Origin of the sequence: Ferrovibrio xuzhouensis, assembly GCF_042648965.1 — a bacterium.
GTDB lineage: Bacteria > Pseudomonadota > Alphaproteobacteria > Ferrovibrionales > Ferrovibrionaceae > Ferrovibrio > Ferrovibrio xuzhouensis.
In genome coordinates, this window is record NZ_JBHRYJ010000006.1 from 14294 (window position 1) to 26965 (window position 12672).

Annotated in this window: 16 protein-coding genes; 8 read left to right on the forward strand and 8 right to left on the reverse strand. The window is 66.5% G+C overall.

The genetic code is table 11. The features are described 5' to 3' along the window. Positions 1 to 18: 18 nt before the first annotated feature. Positions 19 to 903, reverse strand: coding sequence for a branched-chain amino acid aminotransferase (locus ACFOOQ_RS20070; RefSeq protein ID WP_379729472.1), 885 nt, complete (start codon positions 901 to 903; stop codon positions 19 to 21). Between the two features lie 179 nt (positions 904 to 1082). Here ACFOOQ_RS20070 and ACFOOQ_RS20075 point away from each other — a divergent pair, with 179 nt between their 5' ends. From ACFOOQ_RS20075 to ACFOOQ_RS20085, 3 genes are read left to right on the forward strand one after another with little or no spacing between them, the layout of a single operon-like run. Next, positions 1083 to 1577 (forward strand): MarR family winged helix-turn-helix transcriptional regulator, encoded by a 495-nt coding sequence (locus tag ACFOOQ_RS20075; protein WP_379729473.1) that lies wholly within the window; start codon positions 1083 to 1085, stop codon positions 1575 to 1577. A gap of 10 nt (positions 1578 to 1587) precedes the next feature. Then, positions 1588 to 2277, forward strand: coding sequence for a response regulator (locus ACFOOQ_RS20080; RefSeq protein ID WP_379729475.1), 690 nt, complete (start codon positions 1588 to 1590; stop codon positions 2275 to 2277). 36 nt (positions 2278 to 2313) lie between these two features. Next, a complete protein-coding gene (locus tag ACFOOQ_RS20085; RefSeq protein ID WP_379729476.1) occupies positions 2314 to 3627 on the forward strand; it encodes an ATP-binding protein in 1314 nt (437 codons plus the stop codon). Positions 3628 to 3642: 15 nt separating this feature from the next. Here the strand turns inward: ACFOOQ_RS20085 and ACFOOQ_RS20090 are convergent, their stop codons facing one another. The 5 genes from ACFOOQ_RS20090 to proC form a co-directional block, all read right to left on the reverse strand. Then, positions 3643 to 4071 carry a DUF2914 domain-containing protein gene (locus ACFOOQ_RS20090; RefSeq protein WP_379729477.1) on the reverse strand — a complete coding sequence of 143 codons (429 nt, stop codon included), beginning with the start codon at positions 4069 to 4071 and terminating at the stop codon, positions 3643 to 3645. A 41-nt stretch (positions 4072 to 4112) separates the two neighbouring features. Next, positions 4113 to 4451, reverse strand: coding sequence for a tRNA-binding protein (locus tag ACFOOQ_RS20095; RefSeq protein ID WP_379729478.1), 339 nt, complete (start codon positions 4449 to 4451; stop codon positions 4113 to 4115). A gap of 93 nt (positions 4452 to 4544) precedes the next feature. Further along, a complete protein-coding gene (locus ACFOOQ_RS20100; protein ID WP_379729479.1) occupies positions 4545 to 4961 on the reverse strand; it encodes a phasin family protein in 417 nt (138 codons plus the stop codon). 122 nt (positions 4962 to 5083) lie between these two features. Then, positions 5084 to 5776, reverse strand: coding sequence for a hypothetical protein (locus ACFOOQ_RS20105; protein ID WP_379729480.1), 693 nt, complete (start codon positions 5774 to 5776; stop codon positions 5084 to 5086). Between the two features lie 63 nt (positions 5777 to 5839). After that, positions 5840 to 6640: a pyrroline-5-carboxylate reductase gene (gene proC / locus ACFOOQ_RS20110; RefSeq protein ID WP_379729481.1), complete on the reverse strand. Its 801-nt coding sequence runs from the start codon at positions 6638 to 6640 to the stop codon at positions 5840 to 5842. 174 nt (positions 6641 to 6814) lie between these two features. Between proC and ACFOOQ_RS20115 the strand changes: the two genes are divergently transcribed. Beyond that, positions 6815 to 7033 (forward strand): hypothetical protein, encoded by a 219-nt coding sequence (locus ACFOOQ_RS20115; protein WP_379729482.1) that lies wholly within the window; start codon positions 6815 to 6817, stop codon positions 7031 to 7033. Positions 7034 to 7040: 7 nt separating this feature from the next. Here ACFOOQ_RS20115 and ACFOOQ_RS20120 read toward each other — a convergent pair whose 3' ends face one another. Both ACFOOQ_RS20120 and ACFOOQ_RS20125 read right to left on the reverse strand, forming a co-directional pair. Then, positions 7041 to 7544 carry a type III secretion system chaperone family protein gene (locus ACFOOQ_RS20120; protein WP_379729483.1) on the reverse strand — a complete coding sequence of 168 codons (504 nt, stop codon included), beginning with the start codon at positions 7542 to 7544 and terminating at the stop codon, positions 7041 to 7043. A 341-nt stretch (positions 7545 to 7885) separates the two neighbouring features. After that, positions 7886 to 8140: an accessory factor UbiK family protein gene (locus ACFOOQ_RS20125; protein WP_379729484.1), complete on the reverse strand. Its 255-nt coding sequence runs from the start codon at positions 8138 to 8140 to the stop codon at positions 7886 to 7888. Between the two features lie 193 nt (positions 8141 to 8333). Here ACFOOQ_RS20125 and lysS point away from each other — a divergent pair, with 193 nt between their 5' ends. Genes lysS through pgeF form a run of 4 tightly spaced genes read left to right on the forward strand, consistent with a single transcriptional unit; the run spans position 8334 to position 12602 of the window. Next, entirely contained in the window at positions 8334 to 9890 is a 1557-nt protein-coding gene (gene lysS / locus ACFOOQ_RS20130; protein ID WP_379729485.1) for a lysine--tRNA ligase, read from the forward strand. Next, positions 9890 to 10708 carry a prolipoprotein diacylglyceryl transferase gene (gene lgt, locus ACFOOQ_RS20135; protein ID WP_379729486.1) on the forward strand — a complete coding sequence of 273 codons (819 nt, stop codon included), beginning with the start codon at positions 9890 to 9892 and terminating at the stop codon, positions 10706 to 10708. Before lysS ends, lgt begins: the two co-directional genes overlap by 1 nt. After that, entirely contained in the window at positions 10681 to 11811 is a 1131-nt protein-coding gene (locus tag ACFOOQ_RS20140) for a class I SAM-dependent methyltransferase (protein WP_379729487.1), read from the forward strand. Before lgt ends, ACFOOQ_RS20140 begins: the two co-directional genes overlap by 28 nt. Continuing rightward, a complete protein-coding gene (gene pgeF, locus ACFOOQ_RS20145) occupies positions 11808 to 12602 on the forward strand; it encodes a peptidoglycan editing factor PgeF (protein ID WP_379729488.1) in 795 nt (264 codons plus the stop codon). Before ACFOOQ_RS20140 ends, pgeF begins: the two co-directional genes overlap by 4 nt. Positions 12603 to 12672 lie beyond the last annotated feature (70 nt).

A 12672-nucleotide genomic window follows, 5' to 3' on the forward strand; every position in this document is an offset into this window, starting at 1 on the left:
CCAGAGCGGGCTTGCGCGTCAGGCGGCAGCCTTGCGATGCGTCGCCGCATCGAAATCGGCCAGCAGCTGCTTGCAGATCGTGCCCGGGGTGAACTTGTAGGGACCGATCTCGGAGACCGGGGTGACCTCGGCGGCGGTGCCGGTCAGGAAGCATTCCTGGAACCCGGTCATTTCTTCCGGCTGGATCGCCCGCTCGATCACCTCGATGCCACGTGCCTTGGCCATGGCGATGACGGCGCGGCGGGTGATGCCGTCGAGGAAACAGTCCGGCGTCGGCGTGTGCAGCTTGCCGTCCTTGGCGAAGAAGATGTTGGCGCCGGTCGCCTCGGCGATCTGGCCGCGCCAGTCGAGCATCAGGGCATCCTGATAGCCTTCGCGCTCGGCCTTGTGCTTGGACAGCGTGCAGATCATGTACAGGCCCGCCGCCTTCGCCTTGGTCGGCGCGGTGTTCGGGGCCGGACGGCGCCAGTCGCTGATCTGCAGGCGCAGGCCCTTCATCTTGGCCTCCGGCGAGAAATAGCTCGGCCATTCCCAGACGGCGATGGCGACATGAATCTTGTTGTTCTGCGCCGAGACGCCCATCATCTCGGAACCACGCCAGGCCACCGGCCGCACATAGCAGCTCGGCATCTTGTTGGCGGCCACGGTCGCCCGGGTCGCCGCGTCGATCTCGGCCGCCGAATACGGCAGCGTGAAATCCATCAGCTTGGCGGAATCATACAGGCGCTGGCTGTGCTCGGTGAGGTGAAAGACCTCGCCGTCATAGGCGCGCTCGCCCTCGAAAACGCAGGAGGCATAATGCAGCGCGTGGGTCAGCACATGCAGCTTGGCGTCGCGGAACGGGATTAGCTGACCGTCGAACCAGATAAAACCGTCGCGGTCATCATAAGGGATCAGGGACATGCTCAACTCCTTCGGCGGAACGGGCGGACAGGGTATTATTATTACCAAACACTTGGTGATGGGGTAACATTATGAGGCAAATATGTCAATACTGCTGACATAATTTTCCCGGAGGCCGGCGCGGCATTATATTCCCTGCGTGCTTGCTGGCAGCTATCTCTTTGGGCGATATAGAGGTTATGACCGATCTGAAATCGCTGGCTAACCCTCTGTTCCTGCGTGAGGACGAACTTCGCCAGGGCATCGAGCTGCTGTTCTATGCCTATCGCGACTTCACCCGCGGGCCGGACGAACTGCTCGAGCGCTATGGCTTCGGCCGCGCCCATCACCGGGCCCTGCATTTCATCGGCGGCAACCCCGGCATCACGGTCGCCGAGCTGCTCGGCATCCTGCGCATCACCAAGCAGAGCCTGTCGCGTGTCCTCTCGGCGCTGGTCGAGGGCGGCTTCGTCCGCCAGCAGCAGGGCACCCGCGACCGCCGCCAGCGGCAGCTCTATCTCACCGACGAGGGCAAGACGCTGGAGCGACAGATCAGTGCCGTGCAGCAGGCCAAGGTGGCACAGGCCTACCGCGAGGCCGGCGCCGAGGCCGTCGCCGGCTATCGCAAGGTGCTGGCCGGCCTGATCGACGAGCCGGAACGACCGACCGTCCTGCGCGCGATCCAGCGGCGCTGACGGCGGCGGCATGGACCACACCGAGCCGCATATCCTGGTCGTCGATGACGACGAGCGCATCCGCACGCTGCTGGCGCGCTTCCTGACCGGACAGTCGTTCCGCATCACCACTGCCGAGGACGCCGCCGATGCCGCGGCGAAAATGACCGCGGTCGCCTTCGACCTGCTGGTGGTCGACGTCATGATGCCGGGGCAGGACGGCTTCGAATTCGTCGCCGCCCTGCGGCAGCGGCAGAACCATGTCCCGGTCATCCTGCTGACCGCGCGCGGCGAGGCCGAGGACCGCATCCGCGGCTTCGAGACCGGAGCCGACGATTATCTGCCCAAGCCGTTCGAGCCGCGCGAACTGGTGCTGCGCATCAATGCCATCCTCAAGCGGGCGGCCCTGCCCGCCCCGGCCCCGGTGGCGCAGACGATCCGCTTCGGCGATTTCGTTTTCGACCTGGTGCGCGGCGAGCTGAAGCGCGACGGCACCCCGATTGCCCTGACCACCGGCGAAGCCCAGCTGCTGCGCATTCTCGGCCGCAGTCCCGGCATCACCGTGCCGCGGGCTGCCCTGTCTGAGCCCGGCGTTGCCGTCGAAAGCCGCGCCGTCGACGTGCAGATCACCCGCCTGCGCCGCAAGATCGAGGCCGATCCACGCAACCCGCGCTACCTGCAGACCGTCTGGGGTGAGGGCTATGTCCTCTGGCTGGAATAGCCGGCGCCGGAAAGACCGGCCCCAGAAAGATTGGCGATGCGGCTGATCAAACGGTTGCTGCCGCGCACGCTGTTCGGCCGCTGGCTGCTGCTGCTGATGGCGCCGATCGTCATCCTGCAGGGCCTGCTCACTTACATCTTCTACGAACGGCACTGGGATACGGTGACCAGGCGTCTGGCGCTCGGGCTGTCGGGCGAAATCGCCACCATCATCGACATGCGCGACCGGTCGAGCAGTCCAGTGGTGCTCGGCGACCTGCTGCTCGGCATGCAGAGCACCCTGCAGCTTTCCGTGACCTTCACGCCGAACACGAAATTCCCCGTCGACCTGCCGCCACCGCGCGTCTATTCGATTCTTGACCGCATGCTGGTACAGGCGCTCGGCGAACGGCTGACCCAGCCCTACCTGATCGACACCCAGCGCGACGACGGCAATATCGCCATTTACGTGCAGCTGCCCGACAGCCTGATGACCGTCATCGCTCCGGAGAACCGGGTGTTCTCCAGCAGCACCTATATCTTCATCATCTGGATGGCCGGCGCATCGGCGATCCTGCTGGGTATTGCCGTGCTGTTCCTGCGTAACCAGATCAAGCCGATCCGGCGTCTGGCCGAAGCGGCAGATGCCTTCGGCAAGGGCCGCGAGCTGGCCTCCTTCCGGCCGGCCGGTGCCGAGGAAGTTCGGGCCGCCGCGCGTGCTTTTCTTGCCATGCGTGACCGCATCCGCCGCCATATCCGCGAACGCACCGACATGCTGGCCGGCGTCAGCCACGACCTGCGCACGCCACTGACCCGCATGAAGCTGCAGTTGTCGATGATGGCGGCCGGCAGCGAAACCGCGGAACTGAAGCGCGACGTCGACGAGATGGACAAGATGGTCGCCGCCTATCTCGCCTTTGCGCGCGGCCAGAGCGAGCAGCCGGCCGAACCGACCGATCTGAATAACCTGCTGCAGGAACTGGCCGACGATGTGCGCCGCAGCGGCCGTGAATTGCAGTTCGAGACGGCGCAACCGGTGACTCTGATGCTGCGCCGCCTCAGCTTCAAACGCGCATTGTCCAACCTGATCGAGAATGCCCTGCGGTTCGGCCGTCGCGTGCGTCTGACCATGGAACGGCGGCGCGACAGCGTGGAGCTGCATATCGACGACGACGGGCCGGGCATCCCCGAAAAGGAACGCCACAAGGTGTTCCGCCCGTTCTACCGCCTCGACCAGGCCCGGCATGGCAGCGGCAATGTCGGCCTCGGCCTGACCATCGCCCGCGATGCCGTGCTGGCGCATGGCGGCGAAATCAGGCTGGCCAATTCACCGATGGGCGGCCTGCGGGTCAGTGTCCGCCTGCCGATCTGAAGCGCCGGATGCGCTTCAGTTGGCTGGCGCGGTATCGTCAGGCTTGGTGAAGACGAAACGCTGTTCGGCCTGCAGACGGCCCTCGCCATCCTTCAGCAGCACCGCCCAGTCGCCGGGGAAAATCCGCGACTGAGACCAGATCCGCCAGTTATGGCTGATATCCACGCGCGCCTTGGATTTAGCGACCTCGCGGTCGTTGTGCATCCAGTGGAACCAGAAGGTCTCGCCACCCTGGCCGACCTGACTGCAATCGAGCCGGGCGAAGGCATAGGCGCGTTCGGTGTCGGGCGGGTAGATGCCGTCGACGATACCGACCGGCTCGAGGTTGACGACATTTTTCGCCGTGGCGAACTGACGCACCACGCAGTCATGATCCTGGGCTGCGGCCGGCAATGCGGCGGCGGCAAGCGCGATCGACAGGGCAAGGGCAGCGGGGCGAAGCATGGGCGGGTCCGTGGTGATTGTCGGATGGGGATCGGGCGGGGTCAATACATTCGGCCGCCGTCCGGGACCGGATGACCGGGACCGATCAGCACCACTTCGCCATCGGGATCGGGCAGGCCAAGCACGAGAATCTCGGACATGAACGTGCCGATCTGGCGCGGCGGGAAATTCACCACCGCGAGCACCTGACGACCGACCAGGTCTTCAGCGCGGTAATGCCGCGTGATCTGCGCCGAGGATTTCTTCACGCCGATCCCGTCGCCGAAATCGACCCACAGCTTGATCGCCGGACGACGCGCCTCGGGGAACGGCTCCGCCTGCCGGATGGTCCCGACGCGGATGTCGACCTTCTGGAAATCGTCGAAGCTGATCGTTGCCATGCGTTCCTCTCGCGGCCCGCCGGCAAAAAAATAGCGGGCGGGTGTTGTAACCCGCCCGCCCGTATCAGGCAAATCCGCTGCCGGCTGCTGCCGTTATTTGCCGGGCTTGATGAAACTCTTGCGGAAATCTTCCATCGTCTCATTCATGCGCTGGCTGATTGCCTCGAAGGCCTCGGTGTTGGTCTTCGATGCCATCTCGGCCAGCTCGCGCATCTGGGCGACGGCCTTCTCGACTGCCTGGCGCATGACGTCCGCCTGCTTGGTGGCATTGACGTCGGGCGTCGACTTCATCATCGAGGCAACCTCTTTCAGGTTCTCCTGGAAGATTTCAGCCTGCCGCTTGGCAATGGCCTGATAGCCCTCGATCGCCCGCTTGTTGGCGGCCGTGATGGCGTCGATATTCTTCTGCTGCGCCGCGGCCACGGCGGCCGGGTCGAAGCCCGGCATCTTCAGGTCACCGAGCATCTTGTTCAGGTCGAACGCGGCGAAGGGGTTGTCGATCTTGGTCATTCGGGGCTCCATGGGAACGGGTTTGCGAGGGCGGGACTACAGGCAGTCTAGTCCTCAGGCTGGGCATCGTCAAACACTTATTGTGCACTGCAACATAAAATATTATCATCTATATCAGATGATTATGCGGCATCCGCCATTTTATCTCGCATATGCGAGAAAAACCCCGGGCGGCTGAGCGGGCCGATCGCCTGACTGAGCCGCTTGTCGAGCCGCGCCATGGTCGGCCCGAGATCGGCGCTGTCATCCTTCAGCCAGACCCGCAGCGTGTCGAGATAAACCAGTCCGAGCAGCTTGCGCCGCAGCAGCCCGCGCGGCCCGGCGGCATCGAGGGCCGCGGCGGCCAGGGTCCAGTCGAGGCCACGGCGCAGGCCGCCATACAGGAAACAGAGCAGGGCCGCCGGGTCGCCGGGCAATTCCCGCGCCAGCACGCGCACGGCCGCCTTGTGCGGCGCCAGGGCATCGAGCCGGGCCATCACGGCTTCGAACAGCCGGTCCTTGGCGGCATCGGGCGTGGCAGCGGCTTCGGCCGGCGCATCCCCCAGGGCGGCCAGCATGGCGGCATCGATCCGCCGGGCATAAGCCGCCAGCAGGTCGTTCTTCGCGCCATACTGCAGGTAGAGGTCGGACAGTCTGAGGCCGCTGGCCTCGGCGATGCGGGCGAGCGTCAATCCCCGCCAGCCTTCCGTCGCCACCAGATCCAGCATGACCTCGACCGGATCGGCCTCGACCGGCGCGCCGGCCCTGCCCTGGGCCTTACCCTTGCCCTGCGACTTGCCCTTGCTCTGCGACTTGCTGTGGGCCGGTTTCGCCATGGCAGCCTCCCGTCAATCTATCCCAGTGATGTGGGGATGCCCGGGCGACCGGACAAGGCGGCCTCAGCCGGCAAGTTCACGCGAGCGCCGGGCGGCGGCGGCCACCGCGCGGTCCATCAGCGGGCCGAGCCCGTCCGGCGCCATCAGCACGTCGAGGGCGGCTTGGGTGGTGCCGTTCGGGCTGGTTACATTCTTGCGCAGCTGGGCCGGACTGTCCGGGCTCTGGCGCATCAGTTCGCCGGCGCCGAACACGGTGGCCCGTGCCAGCCGGGCGCTGAGCGCGGCATCAAGGCCGGCCTTCTCGCCGGCCGCGGCCAGGCATTCGGTCAGCCAGAAGACATAGGCCGGGCCAGAGCCGGAGACCGCCGTAACCGCGTCGATCAGGGCCTCATCCGCGACCCAGCCGACTTCGCCCACCGCTTCCAGCAGGGACTGGCAGGCGTCGCGCTGGCCGGCGCCGACCGTGGCGCTGGCGCAGCAGACAGTGATGCCGCGACCGACGGCGGCCGGTGTGTTCGGCATGCTGCGCACGATCGCCGCGCTGCCGCCGAGCAGCGCATTCAGCCCCGCGATGGTCTTGCCGGCGGCAATCGACAGGAAGCAGGCGCCCTGCGCGGCATACCCCGCATAGGCCGGCGTCGCCTGGTCCATGGCCTGCGGCTTCACCGCCAGCATCACGATGTCGGGGGCAAAGTCCGCCGGGATCGCGGCTGCTTCGGCGACCTGCCGCAGACCGGCCGGCAGGTCGGGCACGGGGTTGGGTTCGACCACCACGACATCGGCTGCCGCAATCCCGCGGTTGAGCCAGCCGGCCAGCAGTGCACCGCCCATCTTGCCGCAACCGACCAGCAGTATTTTCGTCATGCGCCCAGTTCCTCCAGAGAAGAGAAGAGATAAGTCCCCGCATTAAAATGCGGTTATCCATCAAATCCTAGCTGTACAGCAACCGTGGCGAGCCGGGCGCTGCGCGACTGTGCTGTGGCGCCATGGATCGACCTGATACAATTGCGGCATTGCGGGGCTGTGGTGGTCTGGCAGATGGCTCTTACCGAAGGCGCGATGCCGGAGATTCATGCCCGGCTATTCGCCCAGATGCTGGATCAGGCCGCCTTCGACCTGCCGATACCCAAGCGCGCCCTGCCGGATGCGCGTTTCCGCATCGACTGGGCGATCGTCCCCCCCCCGAAAAGCGGTCGGCTCAAAGGCGAGGCTGATCGCGACTGCCTGCCCATACCGAGACGCGCCATCGACGATTAGGCCGGGCTCAGGCCTCGCCGACGCACTCGAACATGGCGGCGGCGACGGCATCTTCCGGCGTGCGGCCGCCCCAGACGAGGAACTGGAAGGCCGGGAAGAAGCGCTCGCATTCCGACAGGCCGATTTCCATCAGGTCCTCGATCTGCTCGGTGGTGGCACCGAGTCCACCGCGCAGCAGCAGCGCCTGGCGGAACACCACCATGCCCTCCTCGACCCAATAGTCGAAATGGCCGATCAGGGCCTTCTCGTTCACATAGGCCAGCAGGGAGTGCAGGTCGCGGCGGCGGTTGGCCGGCACCTTCATGTCGAAGGCGCAGGTGAAGCTGAGTGCCCCGAGTTCCTCGCGCCAGGAGAACCACATCTGGTGTTCGCAATAACGGCCGGACACGCCGACGGTCAGCTCGTCCTGACCCTGGCGGTCGAACGGCCATTCATGCTCGCCGACGATCTGTTCGACCAGATCCAGGGGATTGAGACGGCTGGTGGTCTCGATTTCAGTCAGAGTCCGCATGTGCTAGCGCTCCCCCTGTGCGACAGGCCGGTTCTCGGCGAATGGCCCGGTTGGAATGGCTCTGATGGCGTGGATCCGGACGGGATTGCTCCGGGGCGGGTGATCTGTGGGGCAATCTGTGCGCGGGTCGGGCTGGTCATCTGGCTGGCAATCCGGCCCTTCGCTGGGGCGGCAGCGAGTCGTGCCGAGTATGCCCCCATCCCCTCGGCTGACCATAGATATTGGTGTCGTGAAACGAAACACACCATAGATTTAGAGTATGCGGCAGTATCCGGGGGCGCAAGAGCAGATTTAGGATAAATTCATGAAAAGCTGTGGATAGACCCGGCTTTAGCTCTGCTTCAGCCTTGGCTGCCCAGTTTCGCCTCCAGCGCCGCGAGGCGCTCGGCGAGCCGGATATTCTCCTCGCGGGCCACCGCCGCCATCGCCTTCACCGTCTCGAATTCCTCGCGGCTGACCAGGTCCATGTCGGCGAGCGCCCGTTCCAGGCGCTGGCGGACGGCCTGTTCGACCTCGCCCCTGGCACCCTGCAGGGCGCCCATGGCGCCGGTGGCAAGGCGGGCGAGATCGTCGAGAAGGCGGTTGTCGGTCTGCATGGCACGACTCCGGAAAGCAGCTGTCCGATCCGATATGGACATCCCCTCCCGTCACCGCAAGCGTCAGGACCGGCAATCCGCAGGAATCCGCGACGCAACGCCGCTCCGTCGCCGCACCCGGAAGTGTTGGAAAGCCGGGGGGCGGATGCTAGGGTCCGCCCCCAACATCCCGTTTTATCGCCAGAAATTGACCGTGACCCAGCAGACCGACAAGACTGCCCCGGCAGCAACCGACAGCACCGCCGCCGGCGAACGCGCCAACCGTGAAGCCAAGCTGCTGCAACTGCGCCAGCTCGGCCTCGATCCCTATAACGCGCCGAAATTCCCCAAATCGCACAAGAACGCCGCGGTGCATGGGGCCTATGCCCATCTGCAGCCCGACGAGCGCACCGAGGATACGGTGGCGGTGGCCGGCCGCGTCATGGCGATCCGCAACAGCGGCATGTTCATCGATCTGGTCGACGACACCGTCAAGCTGCAGGTCTATACCGCCAAGGAAGACGTGCAGGGCCGCCTCGCCCCGGTGCTGAAAGCGCTCGATCTCGGCGACATCATCGGCGTGCGCGGCACCGTGCGGCGCACCAAGCGCGGCGAGATCACCGTCGACAGCCGGGACATCGTGGTGCTGGCCAAGGCGCTGGAGCCGCCGCCGGAGAAATGGCACGGCCTGAAGAACGTCGAGCAGCGCTATCGCCACCGCGAATACGACCTGATCGGCAACGAGGAGAGCCGCGCCACCCTGCGCACGCGTTTCCGCGTCATCCAGGCGGTGCGCCAGTTCCTCAACGGTGAAGGCTTCCTCGAAGTCGAGACGCCGATGCTGCACAGTATCCCCGGCGGCGCCATCGCCAAGCCGTTCGAAACCCACCACAACGCGCTCGACATTCCGCTCTACATGCGCATCGCGCCGGAGCTGCATCTCAAGCGGCTGGTGATCGGCGGGCTGAGCGAGAAGGTGTTCGAGATCAACCGCTGCTTCCGCAACGAGGGCATCTCGCCGCGGCACAATCCCGAATTCACCACCATGGAACTCTACCAGGCCTATGCCGACTACGAGGACATGATGGACATCGCCGAGCGCACCATCGCGCAGGCCGCCATCATCGCCACCGGTAGCACCAGGGTGACCTTCGGCGACCACGAGATCGACTTCACGCCGCCGTTCCGCCGCGCCACCATGCTCGGCCTGATCGAGGAACACGGCAAGGTCAAGCTGGAAGGCCTTGACGACGCGCAGGCACGCGACGCGGCGAAGCAGGCCGGTGTCGACATCGCGCCGGGCGCCAGCTGGGGCAAGGTGGTCGAGGCCTGCTTCGAGCATTTCGTCGAGCCGAACCTGATCCAGCCGACCCATGTTGTGGCCCTGCCCAAGGCGATCTCGCCGCTGGCCAAGGCGAACCATGCCAATCCGGCGATCGCCGAACGCTTCGAGACCTTCTGCAACACCTGGGAAATCGCCAATGCGTTTTCCGAGCTGGCCGATCCGCAGGAACAGCGTGCCCGCTTCGAGGACCAGCAGAGCCAGCGCGACGGCGGCGACGACGAGGCGCATCGCATCGACGAGGATTTCCTGCGCGCCCAGTCGGCCGGCATGATGCCGATGGGGGGCTTAGGGATCGGCATCGACCGGCTGGTCATGCTGCTGACCAACTCGCCGACCATCCGCGAAGTCATCGCCTTCCCGACCCTGCGCCCGCGCCCCGACGACCAGGGCGGCGCCGGCGAGGACAACGACGGCGGTGCCGCCTGATGCTGTTCCTGTCCACCCTGCCGGTGCTGGCCTTCCCGGTGATGAATCCGGTCGCCTTTGCCATCGGACCCTTCGCCGTGCGCTGGTATGCGCTCGCCTATATCGCCGGCCTGGTGATCGGCTGGCGGCTGGCCATGAAGATCGCCGGGCGCTGGGGCAGTCCGGTCACGCCGCAGCAGGTCGACGGCTTCCTGCTGTGGGCGACGCTCGGCGTCGTGCTCGGCGGCCGCAGCGGCTATGTACTGTTCTACAATCTCGACTATTACCTGCAGCATCCGCTCGAGATGTTCGAGGTCTGGCATGGCGGCATGTCGTTCCACGGCGGCATGCTCGGCGTGATCATCGCCATGGTGGTCTATTGCCGCTGGCTGCGCCTTCCCTTCTTTGCGTTTACCGACATCATCGCCTGCGTCACCCCGGTCGGACTGTTCTTCGGCCGCATCGCCAATTTCATCAACGGCGAACTCTGGGGCCGCGTCGCCTACGATGTGCCCTGGGCCATGGTGTTCCCCGGCGGCGGCCCGGAGCCGCGCCACCCGAGCCAGCTGTACCAGGCGGCGATGGAAGGCGTGATCCTGTTCCTGCTGCTCAACGTCCTGCGCTGGACCACGAAGGCGATGGACCGCCCGGGCGTGATCTCCGGCCTGTTCCTCGCCGGCTACGGCGTGGCACGCATCGTCGGCGAACTGTTCCGCCAGCCGGATGCGCAGATCGGCTATCTGGTCGGCGGCACCACGATGGGACAATGGCTGTCGCTGCCGATGGTGCTGCTCGGCCTGGGAGTGGTCTGGTGGGCAAGCCGCCGGTCGCGCGCGTAGACGCGCCGCTGCTCCCGCTGCTGCGGCAGCGCATCGCCGCCGAGGGGCCGATCACCGTCGCCGCCTTCATGGCCGACTGCCTGCTGCATCCAGAACACGGCTATTACCGCACACGCGAGGCGATCGGGCTGGGCGGCGATTTCACCACCGCGCCGGAAATCAGCCAGATGTTCGGCGAACTGCTCGGCCTGTGGGCCGCGGATATCTGGCAGAAGCTCGGCGCGCCGGCGCGCTGTTACCTTGTCGAACTGGGGCCGGGCCGCGGCACGCTGATGCGCGACGCCCTGCGCGCCGCCCGTGCGCTGCCGGCCTTTCGGGCTGCGGTACAACCCCTGCTGGTCGAGGCCTCGGAACGGCTGCGCGGGGTGCAGCGCGAGGCGCTGGCGGACGAGGCCATCGCCTGGCATGACGATGTCGCCGGCCTGCCGAAAGACGCACCGCTGATCGTGCTGGCCAACGAATTCCTCGATGCCCTGCCGGTGCGCCAGTTCCAGCGCGGCGATGACGACGGCTGGCACGAGCGCCGCGTCGGCCTCGCTGACGACGGCCAGACGCTGCGCTTCGTGCTCGATCCGCGCAGCCTGCCCTTCGAGGACCTGCTGCCGCCCGAGTTGCGCGACGCGCCGCATGGCGTGATCGTCGAATCGAGTCCCGCCGTGCGCGCCGTGACCGGCGAAGTCGCGGCCCGCCTGCGCGATCAGGGTGGCGCGGCCCTGTTCGTCGATTACGGCTATGACAAGCCCGGCTTCGGCGAGACGCTGCAGGCGGTCTTCCGCCATGCCTATACCGATCCGTTTGCTGAGCCCGGCATGGCCGACCTCACCGCCCATGTCGATTTCGTCTCGGTGGACCGTGCCGCCCGCCATGCCGGCGCCACGGTGCACGGGCCGCGCGGCCAGGGCGCCTTCCTGCAGGCGCTGGGCATCGCGATGCGCGCCGAAAAGCTGAAAGCGCACGCCGCGCCCGGCAAGGGCGCCGATATCGACCGCGACCTGCATCGGTTGACCGCACCGGAAGAGATGGGCACGCTGTTCAAGGTGCTGGCGCTGACGCCGGCCGCCTCCCCGTCCTCCGCAGGATTTGTCCCCGCAGGATTCGCATGACCGCCAGTCTCCATGCCGTCTCGTCGACCAGCCTGCCCGCCCCGCTCACCGCGGCCGGCCTGGCGCCGCTGGCGCATGGCTTTTTCACCCGCCAGGGCGGCGTCTCGGGCGGCATCTACGGATCGCTCAACTGCGGTGCCGGCTCGGGCGACGATCCGGCTGCGGTGGCGGAAAACCGCCGTCGTGTCGCCACCGCCATCGGCGCCGATGCGGTGGCGTCGCTCTATCAGATCCATAGCCGCGCGGTCATCACCGTCGGCGCCGATCACGATCCGGCCTCGCGACCGAAGGCCGATGGCCTGGTGACCGACCGGCCGGGCATCGCGCTCGGCGTGCTGGCGGCCGACTGCACACCGGTGCTGTTCGCCGACCCCGCCGCCGGCGTGATCGGCGCCTGCCACGCCGGCTGGCGCGGCGCGCTGGCCGGCATCACCGACGCCATGATCGAGGCGATGGAAAAGCTGGGCGCCCGGCGCGCCCGCATCCGTGCCGCCGTCGGACCGACCATCCACCAGAAATCCTACGAGATCAGCGATCCCTTCCGCGCCACCTTCCTTGAGACCGATGCCGGCAATGCCGCCTTCTTCGCCGCCGGACGCCGCGATGGCCATTGGCAGTTCGACCTGCCGGGCTATGTGATGCAGCGGCTGCAGCGGGCGGAGGTCGCCGCCGAGGATCTCGGCCTCGACACCTGTTCGGACCCGGCGCGGTTTTTCAGCTATCGCCGCACCACCCTGGCCGGCGAGCCGGATTACGGCCGGCAGATTTCGGCGATTGTGTTGCCGCGGTAACAGATTCCGTCGCGGAGACATGCTGGAATGCCGCATCTGTTCCTGTTCGTGGCGATTTTCCTCCTCGGAA